Genomic DNA, 17,976 nt, shown 5'->3' with positions numbered 1-17,976 from the left:
CTGTGCTGGCTCACGCCGATCCGGGCGCAGACGTCGGCCACCCGATGACCTCGCTCCGTGATCTGCTTGACCGCCTCGATCTTGAATTCTTCCGGGTAGGGTTGCTTCGCTGTCATGGCACCTCCTCTGGGCCTCAGTTTGAGGCTCGAAGGTGTCTACTGAACCCGGGGCGATTCACAGGCGCTTCCCCCACAGCGAATCAATATCCGGAATGTTGCCGCCGGTGCGCCGACGCCATGGCGGAAAGTCAGGGTCGCTGTTGAGCTTCTCCAGCAAGAAGGCCGCCGCTCGCCGCGCGCGCACCGTTGGAGCCGCAGATGAATTCGATCACCTCTTGCAGCGAGATGAAGCGATGGCGCTCCACTGCCAGCAGCGAATCCAGCCTTGAGTCACCAGCCTCATCCAAGGCGCTGTGGGCTACAGCGCTTTCGAGCGCCGGTACGCTCATGCCGCCGCCAGGTGCTGCACCTCTTCGGCCAACTGCCCCCCCTGGTCGCGTTGGATCACCTCGATGTCGTACTGGGACTGCAGGTTGAGCCAGAACTGCGGCTCGACTCCGAACGCCAGGCCCAGACGCACCGCTGTATCAGCCGTGATGCCACGCTCACCCGAGCAGATCTCGTCGATGCGACGCTGCTGCACCCCGATGGCCTTGGCCACGCGGTAGCGCGTGATGCCCATAGGCTCGATGAAGTCGTTCAGCAACACCGCGCCCGGATGCACGGCATCCAGCTTCCGGCCGGTCGTGATGCCTCGGAAGTCCAGATCCTTCAGTTCGCTGCGTGCAATGCTCATGGTCGGTCACTCCATTGACCTGCGACCCCAAGGGTCAGTGATAGTCCGCAATCTCGACGTCGAACGCGTTGCCGTCCTTCCACTTGAAGCAGATCCGCCATTGGTCGTTGATGCGGATGCTCCACTGGCCTTTGCGGTTGCCCTTCAGCGCCTCCAGCCTGTTGCCAGGCGGCACGCGAAGGGTCTCCACCGACAGCGCGGCGTCAATGACCTTGAGCTTGCGACGGGCCGTCGTCTGGATCTCTCGCGGCAGCCCTCGCACCTCGTTGCCCAGGAAGATCGCCGCGGTGCGCTTGTCTGCGAAGCTCTCGATCATGGTTAATATTGCTCTCCGACACTAGTAATGTCAAGCGGCATTAGTATCGCCGCCCGACTTCTTTTTCGACCCGCCGGCCTTGGGCAACGGGATCACCTCCGCCGCCACCTTGACGCCGGCAGCCTCGAACATCGCAGCCGTCGCACCCTTCAGCGACGTGCGCACCGGGTCGAGGTCGAGTCGGGCGTAGATCTGCGTCGCCTCGGGCGTGCGGTGGTTGAGCATCTTGCCGATCAGCAGCAGCGAGGCGCCAGACCTGGCCAGCCAGCTGCCGTTCGTGCGCCGGAGGTCATGCGGGACAAGATTCGTCAGCCCTGCCGCCTTCAACAGGCGCTCCCAAGCTGACGAGAAGTCTGTGATGTGCCCAGATTCGCTGCGGTCCGAAGAGAAGACGAAGTGCGCTGGGTCGTTGGGCGCAAGCTTGCCAGTGCGCCGCGCCGAGACCAGCAGATCCGACTTCTCGCGCCGATGGCGCAGGATCGCCACGGCCTCAGGCGTCAGCGGCACAGTGTGGGCGTCACCGTTCTTGGTGAACTCGCCTGACAGCTTCCACTCGGCACGGTCCAGATGCAGTTCATCCCAGCGCATCGCCACCACGTTGGCGCGCCGCTGGCCGGTGAACAAGGCAATCAGGATCGCATCGCGCATCGTCTCATTGGGCTCCTGGGCCAGCGCCTCGAAGAAAGGACGCATCTCGTCCGGGTAGAGGAAGCGTTCGCGGTCGTTCTGCTTGAACTTCTCGTGGCCGGACGCCGGGTTCGGGCCTGCGAACAGCGCCCGCTTCGGGGTCATGGCGAAGAAGTACATCGCGCGTAGCAACTCCAGGGCCTTGTTCGCGCTGCCGTGACCCGTCACCGGCTTTGCGGGCTTCCGCGCCACCTCCTGCTTGGGCTTCGGGGCCGGCCCGTGACGCCGAATGGCCTGACGGGCCTCGATCTCGGCGCGACGAGCTGCAGCGACCGCGGCGCGCTCTGCGGCCTTCTCCGCCCTCCGCTGCATGATCTTGGCCGGTAGATCCCGGTGCCAACGCTCGACGTCCAGGGCCTTCACCTCGGACAGCCGACGCCGCGCCCAGGCGGGAGCGACATAGTAGTCCCAGAGGTCTTTGGTGGCTTCCGGGGCCTTGTTGGTGACCTTGATGTGGGCGTAGTAGAGGTCCCACAGTTCGCCGACGGTGGGCTCGCCCTTGCGCGCGTGCCGGGCGGCGGTGACGCTCAGGCCCGACGCGAGTTGCCCGCCCAGCTCCCGGGCGCGTTGGCGCGCCTCCTCGGGCTTGACCAGCGGGAACTTGCCAAAAGTCTCACGTTCGGCCCGGCTCCCACCCTTCGGCCGACCGACGAACGAGAAGGTCTTCACACCCTTGTCTGTGACCCGCAAATACAGGCCCTGAGACTTGGTGTCCTTGTACTCGTCTCTCGTGCCCGGCGCGGCGGGCGGCAGCGCTTCGATGGCTCGGATCGTGAAGTCCAGCGGCTTTGACATCTGTTTCCCCGGGGTGACGCCCGGGTAACATATTACCGGAAAGTTGGGAAAAGTCTATAGCCCTGGATTCGAACTATCCCCAGGAGAAATGAGGGGTTCGAATGGCTCCGAAATGTCAGTTAAACATGTGATCTTTACGTTCTGGACGTAAAGTCCGGAGGTTCGAATCCTCTCACCCCGACCAGATTTCCCTTGTTTATCAAGGACTTGCAGAAGCCGCAGACTCCGCGGCTTCTTGCATTTCAGGGCCTCCGTGCCGAATGGGTGCCACGGAATGGCTTGTGTCGGCGCGGAACGCCCGGCAAACCCACCCGCCTGCCTTCACGACTCCCCGGCCGTCTGGAAACTCCCGACGACCATCGCCAGCGGCCAGTTGCCGCAGCCTCGATGCGCCGTGGCCGCTGTCCACGGACCGGATCGTCAGCAGGCCGCAGCAGCAGGCGACAGCCGGGCTCCCGCGGCGGGCCGCCAAGGTCTGGCCCCTCAAAAAACTTCTCCGCCGCATTTAAGGTTTGCGCCGCTCGCGCCGCCCAGTAACTGCAGGGGCGATGGAGATCACCCCACCGTCAAATGAACACCTCGGAGTGAACACCATGTTGAGCCTGCACACCAATGCCGCTTCCCTCTCCACGCAAAGCGCGCTGAACTCCACGACGCAGTCGCTGGCCACCACGCAAGCCCGCCTGGGTACCGGCTTCCGCATCAATTCGGCGATGGACGACGCTGCCGGCCTGCAGATCGCCACGCGACTGAACGCTCAGGTCAGCGGCATGTCGGTTGCCATGCGCAACTCGCAGAACGACACCTCGATGTTGCAGACGGGCGAAGGCGCCCTGAACGAAGTGACCAACATCCTGACCCGCATGAAGGATCTGGCCACGCAGGCAGCCGACGCCTCGTCGACCTCGACCGACCAGGATGCGATGCAGGCCGAGTACGACTCGCTGGGCCGCGAGTTGAACAACGTGATGAAGAACACCAACTTCGGTGGCCAGAACCTCTTCCTGAAGGCGGCTGACACGGCCGGCGGCGGGGCCGCTTCGGGCACCTTCGGCGCCAGCATCACTTTCCAGATCGGCGCGGCTTCGAGCGAGAAGATGGACTTCGACGCGTCGACTCACCTGAACGCTGCAGACACCGCCATCGGCGCCATCTCGGCCCAGTACGGCACGCCCGCCGCTGGCACGCCCGGCACGGAAATCACCGGCGGCAATGCCTCGGCCAACATCGACAAGCTGTCGACCGCCATCGCCGCCGTCGGCACACTGCGTTCGGACTTCGGCGCCGCGGCCAACAGCCTGAGCCATGTCTACAACAACCTGCAGAGCATGAGCAACAACGTCAGCGCCGCCAAGGGCCGCATCATGGACGTCGACTACGCGTCGGAATCGTCCAACATGACGACCCAGCAGATGCTGATGCAGTCCGGCATGGCCATGCTCAAGCAGAGCAACCAGATGTCCGGCATGGTCATGTCGCTGCTGCAGTAATCGCGGCATCGGCGCTGCGGCCCGCAAGGGCCGCTCGACCCAAGGCTCGGCGCCGCTTCTGGTGCCGGGCCTTTGTTGTTTTCCGCTTTGCCATGCCCATCGCGCTCACCCCCCTGCCCCTGCCGCTCGCGCTGCCGGCCACCGCCGCGGGCCTGCCGGACTGGCGGCCCGGCATGCTGCTCCAACTGCTGCGCGACGCCACGGGCGCCTGGCAGGCCAAGCCGGCGGACGCACCCGGCGGGCCGGTATGGGACGCCACGGCTCTGGTGCGCTCGCTGAACCCTGCCCTGCTGGCCGGCGGCGATGTCGGCCTGCTGCTGCGCGTGATCGCCACGCAGCCACGCCTGCAGCTGGAACTGCTGGCGCCGCCGTTCCCCGAAGCCTCGGTGAACGACGCGCTCGACTCGCCGACCCTCGCGACGCCGACGCGCGCCTTCCAGGCCGAACTGCCGCCTTGGCTGCACGGCAAGGCGTCCGAGCCTGCCGGCGCCGAGCCCTACCAGCCCGCACAACATGCGCAGGACTGGGCCCGCCTGAGCCTGCCAGCGCTGGCCGCGGGCCGGTCGCTTCCTGAACCTTTTGAAGACAGTCTGTGGCTGCAGGCGCTGCCGCTGGCCGGCGACCTCCGGGGGCAGGCCGGGCCGCACCTGAGCCTGATGCTGCCCTGGCACGGCGAGATGCTGGGCGTGCAGATGAGCGGCCGGGCGGCCGCGCTGGAGATCGACCTGATCCTGGCCTCGCCGCTCGCGATGGCGCTGGCACGCTCTCGCTGGCCGCACTGGGACGGCGCGCTGGCGCGGGCCGGTGCACGGGTTCAGGCCTGGCGCTGGCGGCGGCGCAGCCTGAGCTCGCCGGCCCGGCGCGAAGCGGTCCGTGCCGACCCCGACCTGCTGGTACTGGCCGCCGAGCTGCTCTGGTCCTTGTGAGCGATCAGCCCAGCGAGCCGACCACGACGATCTCGCGCTGCTCCGGCACCTCGTTGTACGACAGCACGGAGAGGCCCGGTGCGAACAGCCGCGCGTAGCGGGCCAGCAGCGGGCGCACCTGGGGCATCACCAACAGGGCTGGCGAGGCGCCCTGCCCCTTGAGCCGGTCGCGTGCCGCGGGCATGTGCTGCTGCAGTTGGCCCAGCAGCACCGGGTCCACCGGCACGCTGTCCAGCGCCACCTTGGCGCCGCCCTGGCGCGCCTGGTTGAGCGCGTTGAGCAGATGCGTCTCCAGCTCGCCGCCCAGGTTGAACACGCGCAGCGCGGCGCTCTGGCCCTCGGGCCCCAGCAGCTGGCTGACGATCTGGCGGCGCAGCGTGCAACGCACCTCGGCGGCCAGCAGGATGGGGTCCTTGGTGATCTCGGCGTTCTCCACCAGCGTGCCGGCAATGCTGACGATGTCCCTGAGCGCCACGTTCTCGGCCAGCAGCAGGCGCATGATCTTCAGCAGATGGGCATGGGTGTAGGCCTTGTCCAGCGCCGCACCCAGCTTGGGCGCGATGGCGTTCAGGCGCTCCAGCAGCGCGGCGATGTCGTCGAAGCGCAGCAGCTCGGGCAGGGTCTCGCGCGCGAGCTTGGACACATGGGTGGCGATCACGCTGGCCGCGTCGACGACCTGGTAGCCCAGGCCCAGCGCATGGGCCTTTTGTGCGGGGTCAATCCAGGTCACGGCCATGCCGTAGGCCGGGTCCACGCTGGGGGTACCGTCCAGCTCACCCCAGACCTGGCCCGAGGCGATGGCCATCAGCTTGTCCGGATAGATGCTGGCCTGGGCCAGTGGACTGCCGTTGAGCAACACGCTGTAGCTGGTGGCCTTCAGCGCCAGGTCGTCACGCACCGGCAGCGCCGGCAGCAGCACGCCAAGCTGCTCGCTGAGCGTCTGGCGCATGCCCTTGATGCGCTGCGTCAGCGGCGCACCCTGCGCCGGGTCGATCAGGTTCACGAGCTTGTAGCCCACGGCCACGGCCATGGGCTCCACCACCGGCAGCGCCCGCCAGTCCATTTCGGGCGGCGGCGCCAGCGCCAGCGTCGCGTCGAGATCCGGGGCCTCAGCCACCACCGCGTCGCCGCGCTGGCTCATGCGCCGGCCGGCCCAACCCAGCGCGACGGCGAAGCTGGCGAAGGCCATCCAGGGCATGCCCGGGATCAGCGCCAGCACCAGCATCACGCCGGCCGCGCTGTAAAGCACCTGGGGCGAGGCCAGCATCTGCTCGCCGACCTGGCTTTCCAGGTTGCCGGCCGAGTCGCTGATCCGCGTGACGATGATGGCCGCCGCGGCCGACAGCAGCAGCGCCGGGATCTGCGCCACCAGGCCGTCGCCGATGGTCAGCAGGCCGTACTGGCGCAGCGCGTCGCCCAGGCTCAGGCCGTGCATGAAGGCGCCGATGGCCACACCGCCGATCATGTTGATCAGCAGGATCAGGATGGAGGCGATGGCGTCGCCCCGCACGAACTTGGACGCGCCGTCCATGGCGCCGTAGAAGTCGGCCTCGGTGCCCACCTCGCGGCGGCGCTTCTGGGCCTGCTCCTGGTTGATGAGGCCGGCATTCAGGTCGGCGTCGATGGCCATCTGCTTGCCGGGCAGCGCGTCCAGCGTGAACCGGGCCGAGACCTCGGAGATGCGCTCCGCGCCCTTGGTGACGACGATGAAGTTCACCACCATCAGGATCACGAACACCACCAGGCCGACGATGAAGTTGCCGCCAATCACCACGTTGCCGAAGGACTCGATCACATGGCCGGCGGCCGAGGTGCCCTCGTGGCCGTGCAGCAGCACCACGCGCGTTGACGCGACGTTGAGCGACAGCCGCATCAGCGTGGTGGCCAGGATGATGCTGGGGAAGACGGAGAAGTCCAGCGGCCGGCGGCTGTTCACGGCCACCAGGATGACCACCAGCGCCAGCACGATGTTGAACGTGAACAGGATGTCCAGCAGCACCGGCGGCATCGGCAGGATGACCATGGCCAGAATGGCCAGCAGGAACATCGGCGCGGCCACGCGCATTTCGCGCAGCGAGGCAGTCAGGGAGGTCTTCATGGGGTGTCCGGATCGGAGAGGTGGCGCGGCACCTGGAGGTCGGCGTCCAGCCTGGGTTCGGTCTGCCGGCGGCCGCTGCGGAAGGCCTGCAGCTGCATGACGTGGTGCAGCACCTGGGCGACGGCCTCGTACAGCGAGGCCGGGATCTGCTGCTGCACCTGCGTGCCGTTGTAGAGCGCGCGGGCCAGCGGCGGCAGCTCCAGCTGCGGCACCTGGTGCTCGCGGGCCACGCTGCGGATGTAGGCCGCCATCTCGTCGATGCCCTTGGCTACGACGTAGGGGGCGGCGGCCTTGCTGCTGTCGTAGCGCACGGCCACGGCGTAGTGCTCGGGGTTGTTGATGATGACGTCGGCGTCGGGCACGGCCTTGCGCACGCTGCGCCGCGCCATCTGCTGGCGGATCTGGCGCATGCGCTGGCGCACCTCGGGGCGGCCTTCGTTCTGCTTGTGCTCCTCCTTCACCTCCTGCTTGCTCATGCGCTGGCCGCGCAGGAAGAGCAGGCGCTGCAGCGGCACGTCGACCAGCGCGTACAGGCCCAGCACGGCGGCCAGGCTGAGCAGCGCGTCGAACAGCAGGCCGGCCGCGCGCGGCAAGGCCTCGTCCAGGCTCAGCGCCTGCAGGCCGACGAAGGCCGGCGCCTGTGAGCGCACGAGGTAGGCCAGCACCACGATCAGGCCCGCGACCTTGACCAGCGTGGCGCCCAGGTCGCTGTAGTGCTTGGCCGAGAACAGCCGTGCCAGGTTGGCCAGCGGGTTCATGCGCCCGAACTGCGGCGCCCACTGCGAGGTGGCGAAGACGATGCCGCCGCCGAGCTGCGCCGCGACGGTGACCGCCAGCGGCAGCAGCGCCAGCGGCAGCACCATTTTGAGCAGCATCCACAGCGCGTGGCCGGCCAGCTCGGTGGCCCAGGCGTCCATCAGGCCCGGCTCCGGCAGCGGCGAGAGCACGAGGCGGAACAGGCGCCGGAAATCGTCGAACCAGCTCGGCGCCATCCAGAGCATGAGCTTGAGCCCCAGCAGCAGGCCGATGGCCGCCGCCAGGTCGCGCGAGCGCGCCACCAGGCCTTGTTCACGGGCCTTGCGGAGCTTCTGCTCCGAGGCCTTTTCGCTGCGGTCGCCGCTGTCATCCGCCATGGCTGGCCTTCATGGCCTGTGACAGGCCGTCGAGCAGTTGCTCGGTCATGCGGATGTAGTGCGAAGGGATGCTGGACAGCACCTGGCTCAGCATGAAGAGACCGATCAGCGTGATCAGCGTGTAGCCCAGCGAGAAGAGGTTGAGCGCCGGCGACGCGCGGTTCAGGAAGCCCATGCCGACCTGCACGACCAGCGCGCCCGCCACCACCGGCAGCGCCAGCAGCATGGCGGCCGAGAAGACCCAGCCGAGGTTGTAGGCCAGGCCCTGCAGCGTCAGCCAGGGCAGGCCGCCGCCCACCGGCCAGGCCGAGAAGCTGCGCCCCAGCACGGAGACGAACAGCAGATGCCCGTCCATGCCGAAAAACACCAGCATGCACAGCACGTTGACCAGCGCCGTGATGACGTCGGACGAGCTGCCGTTGAGCGGGTCGTTGAGCACGGCCATGGCCAGGCCCAGCTGCGACGACAGCAGGAAGCCCAGCGTCGTGATCACGCCCATGGCCAGGTGCAGCGTCAGGCCGATACCCAGGCCGATCAGGCCCTGCTCGGCCGTGGCGGCGATGGCCTGCAGCGACAGCGGCTCCACCGCGTGGGCCGTGGCCTGCGAGATCGGCATCATCACCACCGCCACCGGCAGCGCCAGCAGCGCGCGCACGCTCATGGGCACCATGGCCTCGCCGATCATCGGCGCGGTGGCGAACAGCGCCAGCGTGCGGCAGAACGGCCACCAGAAGGCCGACAGCCACAGCAGGATGTCCGTGAACGCCAGGTCCATGGCTAACCGACGAGCTGCGCGGCGCGCTGGAAGATGGAGATGCAGAAATCCATCAGCTGGCTCGTCATCCAGCGCCCGGCCAGGCCCAGCACGAACAGCGTGACCAGCAGCCGCGGCAGGAAGGACAGCGTCTGCTCCTGGATCTGCGTGGCGGCCTGGAACAGCGAGACGACGAGGCCCACGAGCAGGGCCGGCAGCACCAGCACCGAGACCAGCAGGATGGTGAGGTGCAGCGCTTCGCTGACCAGGTCGACGGCGACGTCGGGATTCATCGTCGGCCCCTCACCGGATGCTGGAGACCAGCGTGTTGACCGTCAGCGTCCAGCCGTCCACCAGCACGAAGAGCAGCAGCTTCAGCGGCAGCGAGATCACCATCGGCGACTGCATCATCATGCCCATGGCCATCAGCACCGAAGCCACCACCAGGTCGATGACCAGGAAGGGGATGAAGAGCATGCAGCCGATCTGGAAGGCCGTCTTCAGCTCCGACAGCACGAAGGCCGCCAGCTTGACGGGAAAGCTGTGCTCCTCGGGCGTCTTGACCTCGGCCTCGCCGGCCAGCTGTGCGATCTGGCCCAGCGCGTTCTTGCTCGTCTGCGCCAGCATGAAGCGCGACAGCGGCGCCTCGGCGATCTTGAGCGCCTCGCTCAACGTGATCTTCTCTTCGTCGTAGGGCACCATGGCCTTGTCCCAGATCTGCAGCCCCACCGGGCGCATCACCAGCATCGTGAGGATCAGCGCGACGCCCGTGATCAGCCGGTTGGGCAGGCCCTGCTGCAGGCCCAGGGCCTGGCGCAGCAGCGACAGCACGATGACGAAGCGCGTGAAGCTGGTCGTCATCAGTACCAGCGCGGGCAGCAGCCCGAGCAGGGTCATGATGACGAGGACCTGCGTCTTCAGCGTGAACTCGCCTTGCGCGCCCGTCGCCGTCGGCCCCACGACCTTGAGCGTGGCAGCCACGGCCGGGTGGCAGGCAGCCGTCAGCGCGAGGCCGAGCGCGACGCCCGACCAGCGCCGCAGCCGCTGCGGTACTGCGCTCATTGGTGCACCCTTCGCGCTGCGCGCTTGCCTTGCCAGTGCGACAAGGCGTTCGCCAGGCATGGGATGCCCACTGGGCATCCCAAGTCCGGGCTCACTCCCGCCGAGCGGGAGCGAGCTTGCTTGGGGCGGCCCCGCGCGGCGCTCATGCCCCAAGCTGGTCGAGGTCCAGGCCGTCGATCTCGATGACCTTGAGCGCGTGGCTGTCGCCGCTCACGACGACCTCGGCGCGGCCGATGGCGGTGCCGTTGACCTTGAGCGTCAGCGGCGCGCCGGCCAGCGTGTCGAGCTCGACCACGCTGTCGGGTTCCAGCTGGGCCAGGTCGTGCAGCGAGATGCGGGCTTCGCCGACCTCCAGCGTCAGCGTGACCGAGATCTTGCGCATCAGCGCCGGCATGTCGCGGCGCGGTGCGCGCGTTTCGGGAGCAGGCTCGGCCGCCACGTCGATCATGTCGATCAAGCCGTCCATCGTGTCGAGGTCGTTCATTGCGGGATCACTCCAGGTCTTGGAAAGAGGTCAGGCACAACTGGCCCTGGTGCTCGGCCACCTGCGCGTGGAAGAGCGCGGCGCCCTCGACACGCACGGTGGCCTGCTCCAGGTGCACGGGGATCAGCGACCCTGGCTTCAGGGCCAGCACGGCCTCCAGCGGGAGGCGCTGCTCGAGCAGCTGCGCCTTCAGCAGCAGCGGCAGGCGCTTGCCCAGCGAGGGCGTGGCGCCGGCCTTGCGGATGCCACGGGTGCCGCGCAAGGCCGCGGCCAACGCACGCAGCACGACGTCGATGACGCCGCCATCGATGACCAGCTTGACGGTGGTCGGCTCGAGATCGGGCGCGCAGAGATCCAGGCTGAGCAACCAGGCGCCGGCCGGCATGCGCGGCAGCGACACGGGCACCCAGGCCCCCAGCGGCTGCAATGGCGCCATGCCTTGCGCGGGCGCTTCCGTGCCCTGTGCCAGTTGGCCCAGCGCGCGCAGGCAGCGCTCGGCCAGGCTGCGGGCCAGCGAATGGCGCAGGCGGTCCTCGGTGGCCGTCTCGGCGGGAGCATCTGCCACCGTCTTCAGTCCCAGCCGCTGCGCCAGCATGTGCAGCACCAGGCCGCGCTCGATCAGGCAGGCCAGCGGCTCCCGCGCCTCGGGCGTCTGCAGCCAGCGCCCGGGGGTCGGCGGCTCCGCGCCGCCGTCGAAGGGCGTGACGCGCGCGGCCACGATGTCGTAGGACGTCTGGTAGCGGAGGTTCCAGTGCTGCTGCAGTGCCTGGTTCAGCGCTTGGCGCAGTTCCTCGGCAACCCGGGGCAGCAGATGGGTGGGACGGCCGAGGCTGCGGCTGTCCAGCCGCTGCAGCGGCGAGGTCGTGGCGCGCGGCTGGGCGCCGGCGCGAACGGTGCGGGTGTTGGACATGGAGGCTGGGGCCGAACCACAGCCCGGCGTGCCGGGGGGCTTGGCAAGGTGGTGTTGAATACCTGAACCACCGGGCTGAATCCCGTGTGGCCGATCGTTCCCGATAACGGATCTAGATTTTATGTGCGCGATTTAATTTCTGCACGCCGGCGTCCGCCTAAAACCCCTGGAGGGCAGGACCGGCGGCAAAAAATCACAGCAAACCTGGAGGGTATCCGGGCCGCCAGGGCAATTAACCCCACGCCTCGGGCGGAGATTTCAAATCACGGCAAAAAGGGCTGTTTTTCGAACAGCACAAGGGGGAGCGACCCCCGTCGAGCGTGAACCAGTTCACACTCTGGATGTTTCAGCTCGTCAGTTTTCTTACCGTATGCCGTCAAAAACGGACTGCTGCGCTACAGTTCGGGGCATCAGGGCACACCCGTGCGAAAGCCGGGGTCGCAAAGCCTCCGGTCTACAGCCGGCCTCCGGGCCGGCCACGATAGCGGGGTTGCCAGACCTGAGTCTGCGGTGCATGTGACGCATGCACCACTGGCTACTCATGCCTAGCCGGGCCGCCTCGCGCGGCCTGTTGCGACCTGCCGGCTGCTCGCCGATCGTGCCCCCGTGCAACACAGGGAGCATTTCATGTTCAGGTTCTTCTCGACCTCCTAGACCGCCTGGTCTGCGCTCGCGACATCTCGATTCGCGGCGCGCTCTGCCATTTTCAATTCCAAACATCCCGCCGGCCCGGATACCAATTCCTCGGGTCAGGGCATCGTTTTGTCTTGAATATATTCCCGAGCCACGCCCGCACTTTAATACTCGGGCCGGTCGGCAGAGCCTATTTCGAGCGTTATTGATATTCGTTGATGGCAGGCATACCTGCCGACACGAAGGATTCCGCTCGCCTGAACGATTCATGATGACGGAGTTATGGACATGGACGCGATGGTTACTGGCATGAATATGGAAAGCCACGGGCTGGCCGCCCTTGGCCGTGATTTGCAGGGCGTCCAGCAGGAGGCCGAGCAGATTGCCGCCGCTGCCGACGCCGGCAGTGCCCAGGCCGGCGCACACGGCTTCGAGCAGATGCTGCGCCGCGTCGACGCTCAGGGCCACGACGCCCAGGCGCGCATGCAGTCCGTCGAGCGCGGCGAGAGCGACGACCTCGTGGGCGCCATGCTCTCCAGCCAGCAGGCCAACCTGTCCTTCCAGATGCTCATGCAGGTGCGCAACAAGGTGATGGGCGCCATGGACGACCTCTTCAAGCTGCAGTTCTGAGCCCTCCATGCAGACCCTTCCTTCCACGCGAACCACCGAGGCCAGACTGCTGCCGGCGCCGGACTGGCGCCAGCGCGCCGCCGAGCTCTGGCGCGGCCGGCCCAGCCTGACGGGCGACTGGGTCCGCAAGGCCTGGCCGGTGATCGGCCTGGCACTGCTGGGCACGCTGGTCGTCGCGCTGCTGCTGTGGCGCGACCAGGCCAACTACAAGCCGCTGTACGGCGCCCACGAGCAGATTCCCACCGCCGACGTGCTGCCCGTGCTCGATGCCGAGCACGTGCCCTACCGCCTGCATCCCGACAGCGGCCAGGTGCTGGTGCCGGACGGCCAGCTGGGCCGCGCGCGCATGCTGCTGGCCAGCAAGGGCGTGGTTGCCCGGCTGCCGGCCGGCCTGGAACTGCTGGACCACAACGACCCGCTCGGCGTGAGCCAGTTCGTGCAGGACGTGCGCTTCCGCCGCGGCCTCGAAGGCGAACTCGCGCAGAGCATGATGGCCATCGACGCCGTGGCCGCCGCGCGCGTGCACCTCGCGCTGGCCAAGTCGAGCGCCTTCGTCGTCAGCAGCGCGGACAAGAACTCCGCGTCGGTCGTGCTGACGCTCAAGCCGGGCCGCCAGCTCTCCAACGAACAGATCGCTGCCGCCATCCAGCTCGTCTCGGGCAGCGTGGCCGGCCTGGACCCGCAGCGCGTCAGCCTGGTGGATCAGCAGGGCCATCTGCTCTCGGCCCGCGTGGACCTGAGCGAGGGCTTCGACGCCGCCGCCGCCAACGAACCGCAGCGGCGCGTCCAGGACGAGGTGCGCGCCAACGTGCGCGAGCTGCTCGCCCCCGTGCTCGGCGACCAGAACTACCGCCTCAGCGTCACGGCCGAGATCAACAACGACCGTGTGCAGGAGACCCGCGAGCAATACGGCAACGCGCCCAAGGTCACCAGCGAGGCCATGCGCGACGAGCAGGACCGCCAGGCCCTGGCCCTGGGCGTGCCCGGCTCGCTGAGCAACCGCCCGGTCAGCGAAGCGGCCACGGCCGCCTCGGGCGCGCAGGACGGCGGCGCCACCAACCGCCGGAACGCCTCCACCCGCCAGTACGCCTACGACCGCAACATCACCCAGGTGAAGAAGAGCCGCGGCCGCCTGGAGCGCCTCAACGTGGCCGTGCTGCTCAACGACGCAGCCGCACCCGCCGGCGCCCCGAAATGGACGCCCGAGCAGATCGCAGGCATCGAGCGCGTGCTGCGCAGCGGCCTGGGCATCGACGCCGACCGCGGCGACAAGCTGACGTTGTCGGCCATGAGCTTCCCCAAGCCGCCCGTGCCGCCGCAGTGGTGGGAGGAGCACGACACCTGGATCGACGTCGGTGGCTGGGCCGCCTACGGCCTGGCCCTGCTGCTGGGCTACCTGCTGATCGCCCGCCCGGTGCTGCGCATGGCGCAGCAGGCCGTGGCGCCGCGCCCGGCCGCCACGCCGCGCGCCGCGGAGGCCGCGCCGACCACGCTGCAGACGGCCGAGCCCGCGCTGGCCGCCGCCTCCGAGGCCCAGCCCGCCGTGGCAGGCCCGCGCACGGCCGTGACGCCGCTGCTGGAGAACTACGAACTGCCGCCGCCGGGCTCGCCCGTCGACGTGCTGGTGGACCACCTGAAGGTGCTGGCGGGCAAGGAGCCCGAGCGGGTGGCGGAAGTCGTCAAGCAATGGGTGCAGAGGAAAAATGGCCGAAGCGACTGATTTCATGCTGCCGACCAGCGCAGCCTCGTTGAGCCCCGTCGAGCGCGCGGCCATCGTGCTGCTGTGCATGGGCGAGGAACCCGCCGCCGCCGTGCTGCGCTGCCTCGCGCGCGACGAGCTGCTGGGCGTCACCCAGGTGATGTCGCGGCTGTCCGGCATCAAGGTGGACTGGGTCAAGACCTCGCTGCAGCAGTTCTTCGACGACTACCGCGAGCAGAGCGGCGTGCACGGCGCCTCGCGCAGCTACCTCAAGCGCTCGCTGGACCTGGCCCTGGGCGGCGAGATCGCGAGCAGCGTGCTCAACAGCATCTACGGCGACGCCATCCGTCCCAAGATGCAGCGCCTGCAATGGGCCTCGCCCAAGTGGCTGGCCGAGCAGATCTCGCGCGAGCACCAGCGCATGCAGGCCGTGTTCCTGGCCTTCCTGCCCAGCAGCATGGCCGGTGCCGTGATCGAGGCCCTGCCCGAGTTCCTGCGCGATGTCGTGCTGCTGGAGATGGCCCGCCTGAGCGAGGTCGACGCCGAGTTGCTGCACGAGCTCGACGACATGGTCGAGCGCTGCATCGCCGGCCTGGGCCAGCAGGGCGCCAGTGTGGAAGGCGTGCGCCAGGTCGCCGAGATCCTCAACCGCATGCCCGGCCAGCGCCAGCAGATGGTCGAACTGCTGCGCGCCCACGACCCCGAGGTCGTCGGCGAGATCGAGGTCAGCATGTACGAGTTCTTCATGCTCTCGCGTCAGAGCGAGGCCACGCTGCTGCGCCTGGTCGAGGACGTCGCGCTCGAGGTCTGGGCCGTGGCGCTCAAGGGTGCCGAAGCGCCGGTGCGCGACGCCATCCTCGCCGTCATGCCGCGCCGCCAGGCCCAGGCCTTCGAGGACCTGATGCGCCGCGGCGGGCCCATGCCCAAGAGCCGCGTCGAGCAGGCTCGCGCCGAGATCATCGCCCGCCTCAAGGCCCTGGCCGACGCCGGCGAGATCCAGGTCCAGCTGTTCGCCGAGGCCTCCGTCGAATGAGCACGACGCGGCCTCATCGCTTTCCGCCGCTGCTGCAGCTGCGCCAGGGCCACGAGCGCGTCGCCGGCCTGGCCGGTGCGCAGCTGCAGGCCGCGCTCGCCGACGGCTTCCAGGAAGGCATGGGCAAGGGCTACGCCGAGGGTCACGCCAGCGGCCTGGCCGCCGGCCAGGAGGAAGCGCGCCGCATCGCCGAGGAGCAGGGCTTCCAGCAGGGCTGGGAACGCGCGCGCGCCGATGCCGGCGAGCGGTTCGCCGGCCCGCTGGCCGCCGTCGAGGACCTGCAGCGGCAACTGCGCCAACTGCAGGACGACTACCAGAACGCGCTGCGCCGCGAGGTCGTGGACCTGGTCGAGCGCGTGGCCCGCCAGGTCATCCGCGCCGAACTGACGCTGCGCCCGACCCAGTTGCTGGCCCTGGTGGACGAGACCCTCGCCGCCATGCCGGCCGTGCCGCGCGAACAGGTGCGCGTGCACCTGCACCCCGAAGACCTGCAGCGCCTGGAAGAGCTGGCACCCGAGCGTGCCCGCGAATGGCGGCTGCAGGCCGACGCCCAGCTCCAGCCTGGCGAATGCCGCGTGCTGGCCGGCTCGCGCGAGGCCGACGCCGGCTGCGCGCAGCGCCTGGACGCCTGCATGCGCCAGGTGCGCGAACAGCTGCACGAGCCGGCCGCACCCGCGCTCCAGCCGGAGGCCGCCTGATGCTCTCCAACGCCCTGCGCCGCGTGGCCCTGGACGAGGTGCCCGTCGCCACGCCCACCGGGCGGCTGCAGGCCGTCACGGGCCTGCTGCTCGAAGTGAGCGGCTGCGCGCTGCGCATCGGCCAGCGCTGCCTCATCGAGCGAGTCGGCGAGGACGGCGCGGGCGACTGGATCTCCGCGCAGGTGGTGGGCTTCCGCGACCCGGTGGCCTACGTCATGCCGTTCAAGAAGCCCGAGGGCCTGGTGCCCGGCGCCCGCGTGCTGCCGGCGAACGAGCGCGCACCGCTGATGATCGGCCCCGAGTGGCTGGGCCGCGTGGTCAACGGCCTAGGCGAACCCATCGACGACCTCGGCCGCCTGGGCGGCGAGCACCTGCTGCCGGCCACGCCACCGCGCGTGAACCCGCTGCGCAAGCAGAACGTGCACGAGCCGCTGGACGTGGGCGTGCGCGTCATCAACGGCCTGCTCACCCTCGGCCGCGGCCAGCGCGTGGGCCTGATGGCCGGCTCCGGCGTCGGCAAGAGCGTGCTGCTGGGCCTGATCACGCGCAACACGGTGGCCGACGTCATCGTCGTCGGCCTGATCGGCGAGCGCGGACGCGAGGTGCGCGAGTTCATCGAGATGTCGCTGGGCCGCGAAGGCCTGGCCCGCTCGGTCGTCGTCGTGGCGCCGGCCGACGAGTCGCCGCTGATGCGCCAGCGCGCCACCGAGCTGTGCCACAGCATCGCCGCCCACTACCGCGACCAGGGCCAGCACGTGCTGCTGCTGGTGGACTCGCTCACACGCTACGCCATGGCCCGCCGCGAGGTGGCCCTGGCCCTGGGCGAGCCGCCGGCCACGCGCGGCTACCCGCCCTCGGTGTTCTCGCAGCTGCCCGAGCTGGTGGAGAGCGCCGGCAACGGCGAAGGCCCCGGCAGCATGAGCGCCATCTACACCGTGCTGGCCGAGGGCGACGACCAGCAGGACCCGGTCGTCGACACGGCTCGCGCCATCCTGGACGGGCACATCGTGCTGTCGCGCGCGCTGGCCGAGCGCGGCCACTACCCGGCCATCGACGTGGCCCAGTCCATCAGCCGCTGCATGAGCCTGGTAGCCGGCCGCGAGCAGCAGGAGTCGGCCCGCCGCTTCAAGCAGCTGCTGGCGCGCTACGAGCAGGTGCGCGAGCTCATGCCGCTGGGCGCCTACGTGCCCGGCGCCGACCCGGCGGTGGACCGCGCGGTGGAGCTCTGGCCACGCATGGAAGCCTTCCTGCACCAGGGCACGCGCGAGAGCGCGCCGCTGCAAGGCTGCCTGCAACAGCTGCGGGAGCTGACGTCATGAGCCGGCAGCTGCACGCCAACCTCGACCAGCTGCACGCGCTGCGCGAGCGCTCGCGCGACCAGGCCCAGCAACGGCTGGCCGAGCAACAGCGCCTGTGCGAACGCATCGCGGGCACGGTGAGCCGGCTCGAGATGCTGGCCGACAGCGCCGCGCCGGCGCCGGCCGACGGCCGCCTCACCGCGACGCTGCTGGCCAACCACGCGGCCTACAAGGACCGCGTGCTGGACCTGGCCCGCAGCCAGCGCCAGGCCCTGGCCAACGGCCAGGCCGCTGCGGCCACCGCCCGGGCCGAGCTGATGGCCGAGGTGCGCCGCGAAGCCGCACTGGCCCAGGCCCGCGACCAGGTCGGCGAACGCCTGGCCCGGGACGCACGGCGCCAGGAGCAGAAGGCCCAGGACGCCGTGGCCGCGCAAAGCTGGCAACGAGGAGGCCGCGCATGAACTGCCTCCGATTTAAGCAATCGCCGGCGCGGGTCGCCCTGAGCTGTGGAGAACCCTCTCCACGAGCCGAAAGG

General features: G+C 69.1%; 20 protein-coding genes and 1 riboswitch. Of the genes, 8 read left to right on the top strand and 12 right to left on the bottom strand.

Features of this window, described 5'->3' with window-relative positions:
- From ACG04R_RS20140 to ACG04R_RS20120, 5 genes are all read right to left on the bottom strand, one after another.
- On the bottom strand, positions 1-116 hold a 116-nt coding region (locus ACG04R_RS20140), incomplete at its 3' end, for a transposase (protein WP_394415018.1).
- Between the two features lie 131 nt (positions 117-247).
- Positions 248-448: a hypothetical protein gene (locus ACG04R_RS20135; RefSeq protein WP_394414992.1), complete on the bottom strand. Its 201-nt coding sequence runs from the start codon at positions 446-448 to the stop codon at positions 248-250.
- Positions 445-795 carry a HigA family addiction module antitoxin gene (locus ACG04R_RS20130; RefSeq protein ID WP_394414989.1) on the bottom strand — a complete coding sequence of 117 codons (351 nt, stop codon included), beginning with the start codon at positions 793-795 and terminating at the stop codon, positions 445-447. Before ACG04R_RS20130 ends, ACG04R_RS20135 begins: the two co-directional genes overlap by 4 nt.
- A 34-nt stretch (positions 796-829) precedes the next feature.
- Positions 830-1,111 (bottom strand): type II toxin-antitoxin system RelE/ParE family toxin, encoded by a 282-nt coding sequence (locus ACG04R_RS20125; RefSeq protein ID WP_394414986.1) that lies wholly within the window; start codon positions 1,109-1,111, stop codon positions 830-832.
- Positions 1,112-1,141: 30 nt separating this feature from the next.
- Positions 1,142-2,593: a tyrosine-type recombinase/integrase gene (locus tag ACG04R_RS20120; protein WP_394414983.1), complete on the bottom strand. Its 1,452-nt coding sequence runs from the start codon at positions 2,591-2,593 to the stop codon at positions 1,142-1,144.
- 593 nt (positions 2,594-3,186) lie between these two features.
- On the opposite strand from ACG04R_RS20120, the gene ACG04R_RS20115 reads away from it, so the two are divergent.
- Together ACG04R_RS20115 and ACG04R_RS20110 are read left to right on the top strand one after the other, a co-directional pair.
- The gene (locus ACG04R_RS20115; protein WP_394414980.1) at positions 3,187-4,083 is read left to right on the top strand and encodes a flagellin N-terminal helical domain-containing protein; all 897 of its coding nucleotides are present in this window, start codon (positions 3,187-3,189) and stop codon (positions 4,081-4,083) included.
- Between the two features lie 92 nt (positions 4,084-4,175).
- Positions 4,176-5,009, top strand: coding sequence for a hypothetical protein (locus ACG04R_RS20110; RefSeq protein WP_394414977.1), 834 nt, complete (start codon positions 4,176-4,178; stop codon positions 5,007-5,009).
- Between the two features lie 4 nt (positions 5,010-5,013).
- Here the strand turns inward: ACG04R_RS20110 and ACG04R_RS20105 are convergent, their stop codons facing one another.
- From ACG04R_RS20105 to ACG04R_RS20075, 7 genes are all read right to left on the bottom strand, one after another.
- Entirely contained in the window at positions 5,014-7,107 is a 2,094-nt protein-coding gene (locus ACG04R_RS20105) for a flagellar biosynthesis protein FlhA (RefSeq protein WP_394414974.1), read from the bottom strand.
- Positions 7,104-8,240: a flagellar type III secretion system protein FlhB gene (gene flhB, locus ACG04R_RS20100; protein WP_394414971.1), complete on the bottom strand. Its 1,137-nt coding sequence runs from the start codon at positions 8,238-8,240 to the stop codon at positions 7,104-7,106. Before flhB ends, ACG04R_RS20105 begins: the two co-directional genes overlap by 4 nt.
- A complete protein-coding gene (fliR, locus tag ACG04R_RS20095) occupies positions 8,230-9,015 on the bottom strand; it encodes a flagellar biosynthetic protein FliR (RefSeq protein ID WP_394414968.1) in 786 nt (261 codons plus the stop codon). Before fliR ends, flhB begins: the two co-directional genes overlap by 11 nt.
- Before the next feature lie 2 nt (positions 9,016-9,017).
- Entirely contained in the window at positions 9,018-9,287 is a 270-nt protein-coding gene (gene fliQ / locus ACG04R_RS20090) for a flagellar biosynthesis protein FliQ (RefSeq protein WP_394414965.1), read from the bottom strand.
- A 10-nt stretch (positions 9,288-9,297) separates the two neighbouring features.
- Positions 9,298-10,056 carry a flagellar type III secretion system pore protein FliP gene (gene fliP, locus ACG04R_RS20085; protein ID WP_394414962.1) on the bottom strand — a complete coding sequence of 253 codons (759 nt, stop codon included), beginning with the start codon at positions 10,054-10,056 and terminating at the stop codon, positions 9,298-9,300.
- 142 nt (positions 10,057-10,198) lie between these two features.
- Positions 10,199-10,540, bottom strand: a complete 342-nt coding sequence (locus ACG04R_RS20080) for a FliM/FliN family flagellar motor switch protein (protein WP_394414959.1) — start codon at positions 10,538-10,540, stop codon at positions 10,199-10,201.
- Between the two features lie 7 nt (positions 10,541-10,547).
- Positions 10,548-11,450: a FliM/FliN family flagellar motor switch protein gene (locus tag ACG04R_RS20075; protein ID WP_394414956.1), complete on the bottom strand. Its 903-nt coding sequence runs from the start codon at positions 11,448-11,450 to the stop codon at positions 10,548-10,550.
- 404 nt (positions 11,451-11,854) lie between these two features.
- Positions 11,855-11,948: riboswitch (cyclic di-GMP riboswitch) on the top strand.
- Positions 11,949-12,398: 450 nt separating this feature from the next.
- Between ACG04R_RS20075 and fliE the strand changes: the two genes are divergently transcribed.
- The 6 genes from fliE to ACG04R_RS20045 are packed head-to-tail and all read left to right on the top strand — an operon-like array spanning position 12,399 to position 17,902.
- Positions 12,399-12,713, top strand: coding sequence for a flagellar hook-basal body complex protein FliE (gene fliE, locus ACG04R_RS20070; RefSeq protein WP_474103862.1), 315 nt, complete (start codon positions 12,399-12,401; stop codon positions 12,711-12,713).
- 7 nt (positions 12,714-12,720) lie between these two features.
- Entirely contained in the window at positions 12,721-14,433 is a 1,713-nt protein-coding gene (gene fliF, locus ACG04R_RS20065) for a flagellar basal-body MS-ring/collar protein FliF (protein ID WP_394414950.1), read from the top strand.
- A gap of 4 nt (positions 14,434-14,437) precedes the next feature.
- Positions 14,438-15,445 (top strand): FliG C-terminal domain-containing protein, encoded by a 1,008-nt coding sequence (locus ACG04R_RS20060; RefSeq protein ID WP_394414947.1) that lies wholly within the window; start codon positions 14,438-14,440, stop codon positions 15,443-15,445.
- Complete coding sequence (fliH, locus tag ACG04R_RS20055; RefSeq protein ID WP_394414944.1) at positions 15,442-16,143, top strand: flagellar assembly protein FliH; 702 nt, start codon at positions 15,442-15,444, stop codon at positions 16,141-16,143. The genes ACG04R_RS20060 and fliH overlap by 4 nt, the downstream gene beginning before the upstream one ends.
- On the top strand, positions 16,143-17,462 hold the full coding sequence (gene fliI / locus ACG04R_RS20050; protein WP_394414941.1) for a flagellar protein export ATPase FliI: 1,320 nt from the start codon (positions 16,143-16,145) through the stop codon (positions 17,460-17,462). The genes fliH and fliI overlap by 1 nt, the downstream gene beginning before the upstream one ends.
- Positions 17,459-17,902 carry a hypothetical protein gene (locus tag ACG04R_RS20045; RefSeq protein WP_394414938.1) on the top strand — a complete coding sequence of 148 codons (444 nt, stop codon included), beginning with the start codon at positions 17,459-17,461 and terminating at the stop codon, positions 17,900-17,902. The genes fliI and ACG04R_RS20045 overlap by 4 nt, the downstream gene beginning before the upstream one ends.
- Positions 17,903-17,976: the final 74 nt, after the last annotated feature.

This window comes from Pelomonas candidula, from assembly GCF_043555985.1.
Classification (GTDB): domain Bacteria; phylum Pseudomonadota; class Gammaproteobacteria; order Burkholderiales; family Burkholderiaceae_C; genus Pelomonas; species Pelomonas candidula.
Note: the sequence above shows the minus strand (reverse complement) of the source record. Positions and strands in the feature narration are given on the sequence as shown.

Coding starts and splice junctions, on each gene's coding strand:
- fliI (WP_394414941.1), top strand. CDS start 16,143: ATGCTCTCCAACGCCCTGCGCCGCGTGGCCCTGGACGAGGTGCCCGTC.
- ACG04R_RS20130 (WP_394414989.1), bottom strand. CDS start 795: ATGAGCATTGCACGCAGCGAACTGAAGGATCTGGACTTCCGAGGCATC.
- ACG04R_RS20135 (WP_394414992.1), bottom strand. CDS start 448: ATGAGCGTACCGGCGCTCGAAAGCGCTGTAGCCCACAGCGCCTTGGAT.
- ACG04R_RS20110 (WP_394414977.1), top strand. CDS start 4,176: ATGCCCATCGCGCTCACCCCCCTGCCCCTGCCGCTCGCGCTGCCGGCC.
- fliQ (WP_394414965.1), bottom strand. CDS start 9,287: ATGAATCCCGACGTCGCCGTCGACCTGGTCAGCGAAGCGCTGCACCTC.
- ACG04R_RS20125 (WP_394414986.1), bottom strand. CDS start 1,111: ATGATCGAGAGCTTCGCAGACAAGCGCACCGCGGCGATCTTCCTGGGC.
- fliP (WP_394414962.1), bottom strand. CDS start 10,056: ATGAGCGCAGTACCGCAGCGGCTGCGGCGCTGGTCGGGCGTCGCGCTC.
- fliE (WP_474103862.1), top strand. CDS start 12,399: ATGGAAAGCCACGGGCTGGCCGCCCTTGGCCGTGATTTGCAGGGCGTC.
- fliH (WP_394414944.1), top strand. CDS start 15,442: ATGAGCACGACGCGGCCTCATCGCTTTCCGCCGCTGCTGCAGCTGCGC.
- fliF (WP_394414950.1), top strand. CDS start 12,721: ATGCAGACCCTTCCTTCCACGCGAACCACCGAGGCCAGACTGCTGCCG.
- ACG04R_RS20080 (WP_394414959.1), bottom strand. CDS start 10,540: ATGAACGACCTCGACACGATGGACGGCTTGATCGACATGATCGACGTG.
- ACG04R_RS20105 (WP_394414974.1), bottom strand. CDS start 7,107: ATGAAGACCTCCCTGACTGCCTCGCTGCGCGAAATGCGCGTGGCCGCG.
- ACG04R_RS20120 (WP_394414983.1), bottom strand. CDS start 2,593: ATGTCAAAGCCGCTGGACTTCACGATCCGAGCCATCGAAGCGCTGCCG.
- ACG04R_RS20045 (WP_394414938.1), top strand. CDS start 17,459: ATGAGCCGGCAGCTGCACGCCAACCTCGACCAGCTGCACGCGCTGCGC.
- ACG04R_RS20075 (WP_394414956.1), bottom strand. CDS start 11,450: ATGTCCAACACCCGCACCGTTCGCGCCGGCGCCCAGCCGCGCGCCACG.
- ACG04R_RS20115 (WP_394414980.1), top strand. CDS start 3,187: ATGTTGAGCCTGCACACCAATGCCGCTTCCCTCTCCACGCAAAGCGCG.
- fliR (WP_394414968.1), bottom strand. CDS start 9,015: ATGGACCTGGCGTTCACGGACATCCTGCTGTGGCTGTCGGCCTTCTGG.
- flhB (WP_394414971.1), bottom strand. CDS start 8,240: ATGGCGGATGACAGCGGCGACCGCAGCGAAAAGGCCTCGGAGCAGAAG.
- ACG04R_RS20060 (WP_394414947.1), top strand. CDS start 14,438: ATGCTGCCGACCAGCGCAGCCTCGTTGAGCCCCGTCGAGCGCGCGGCC.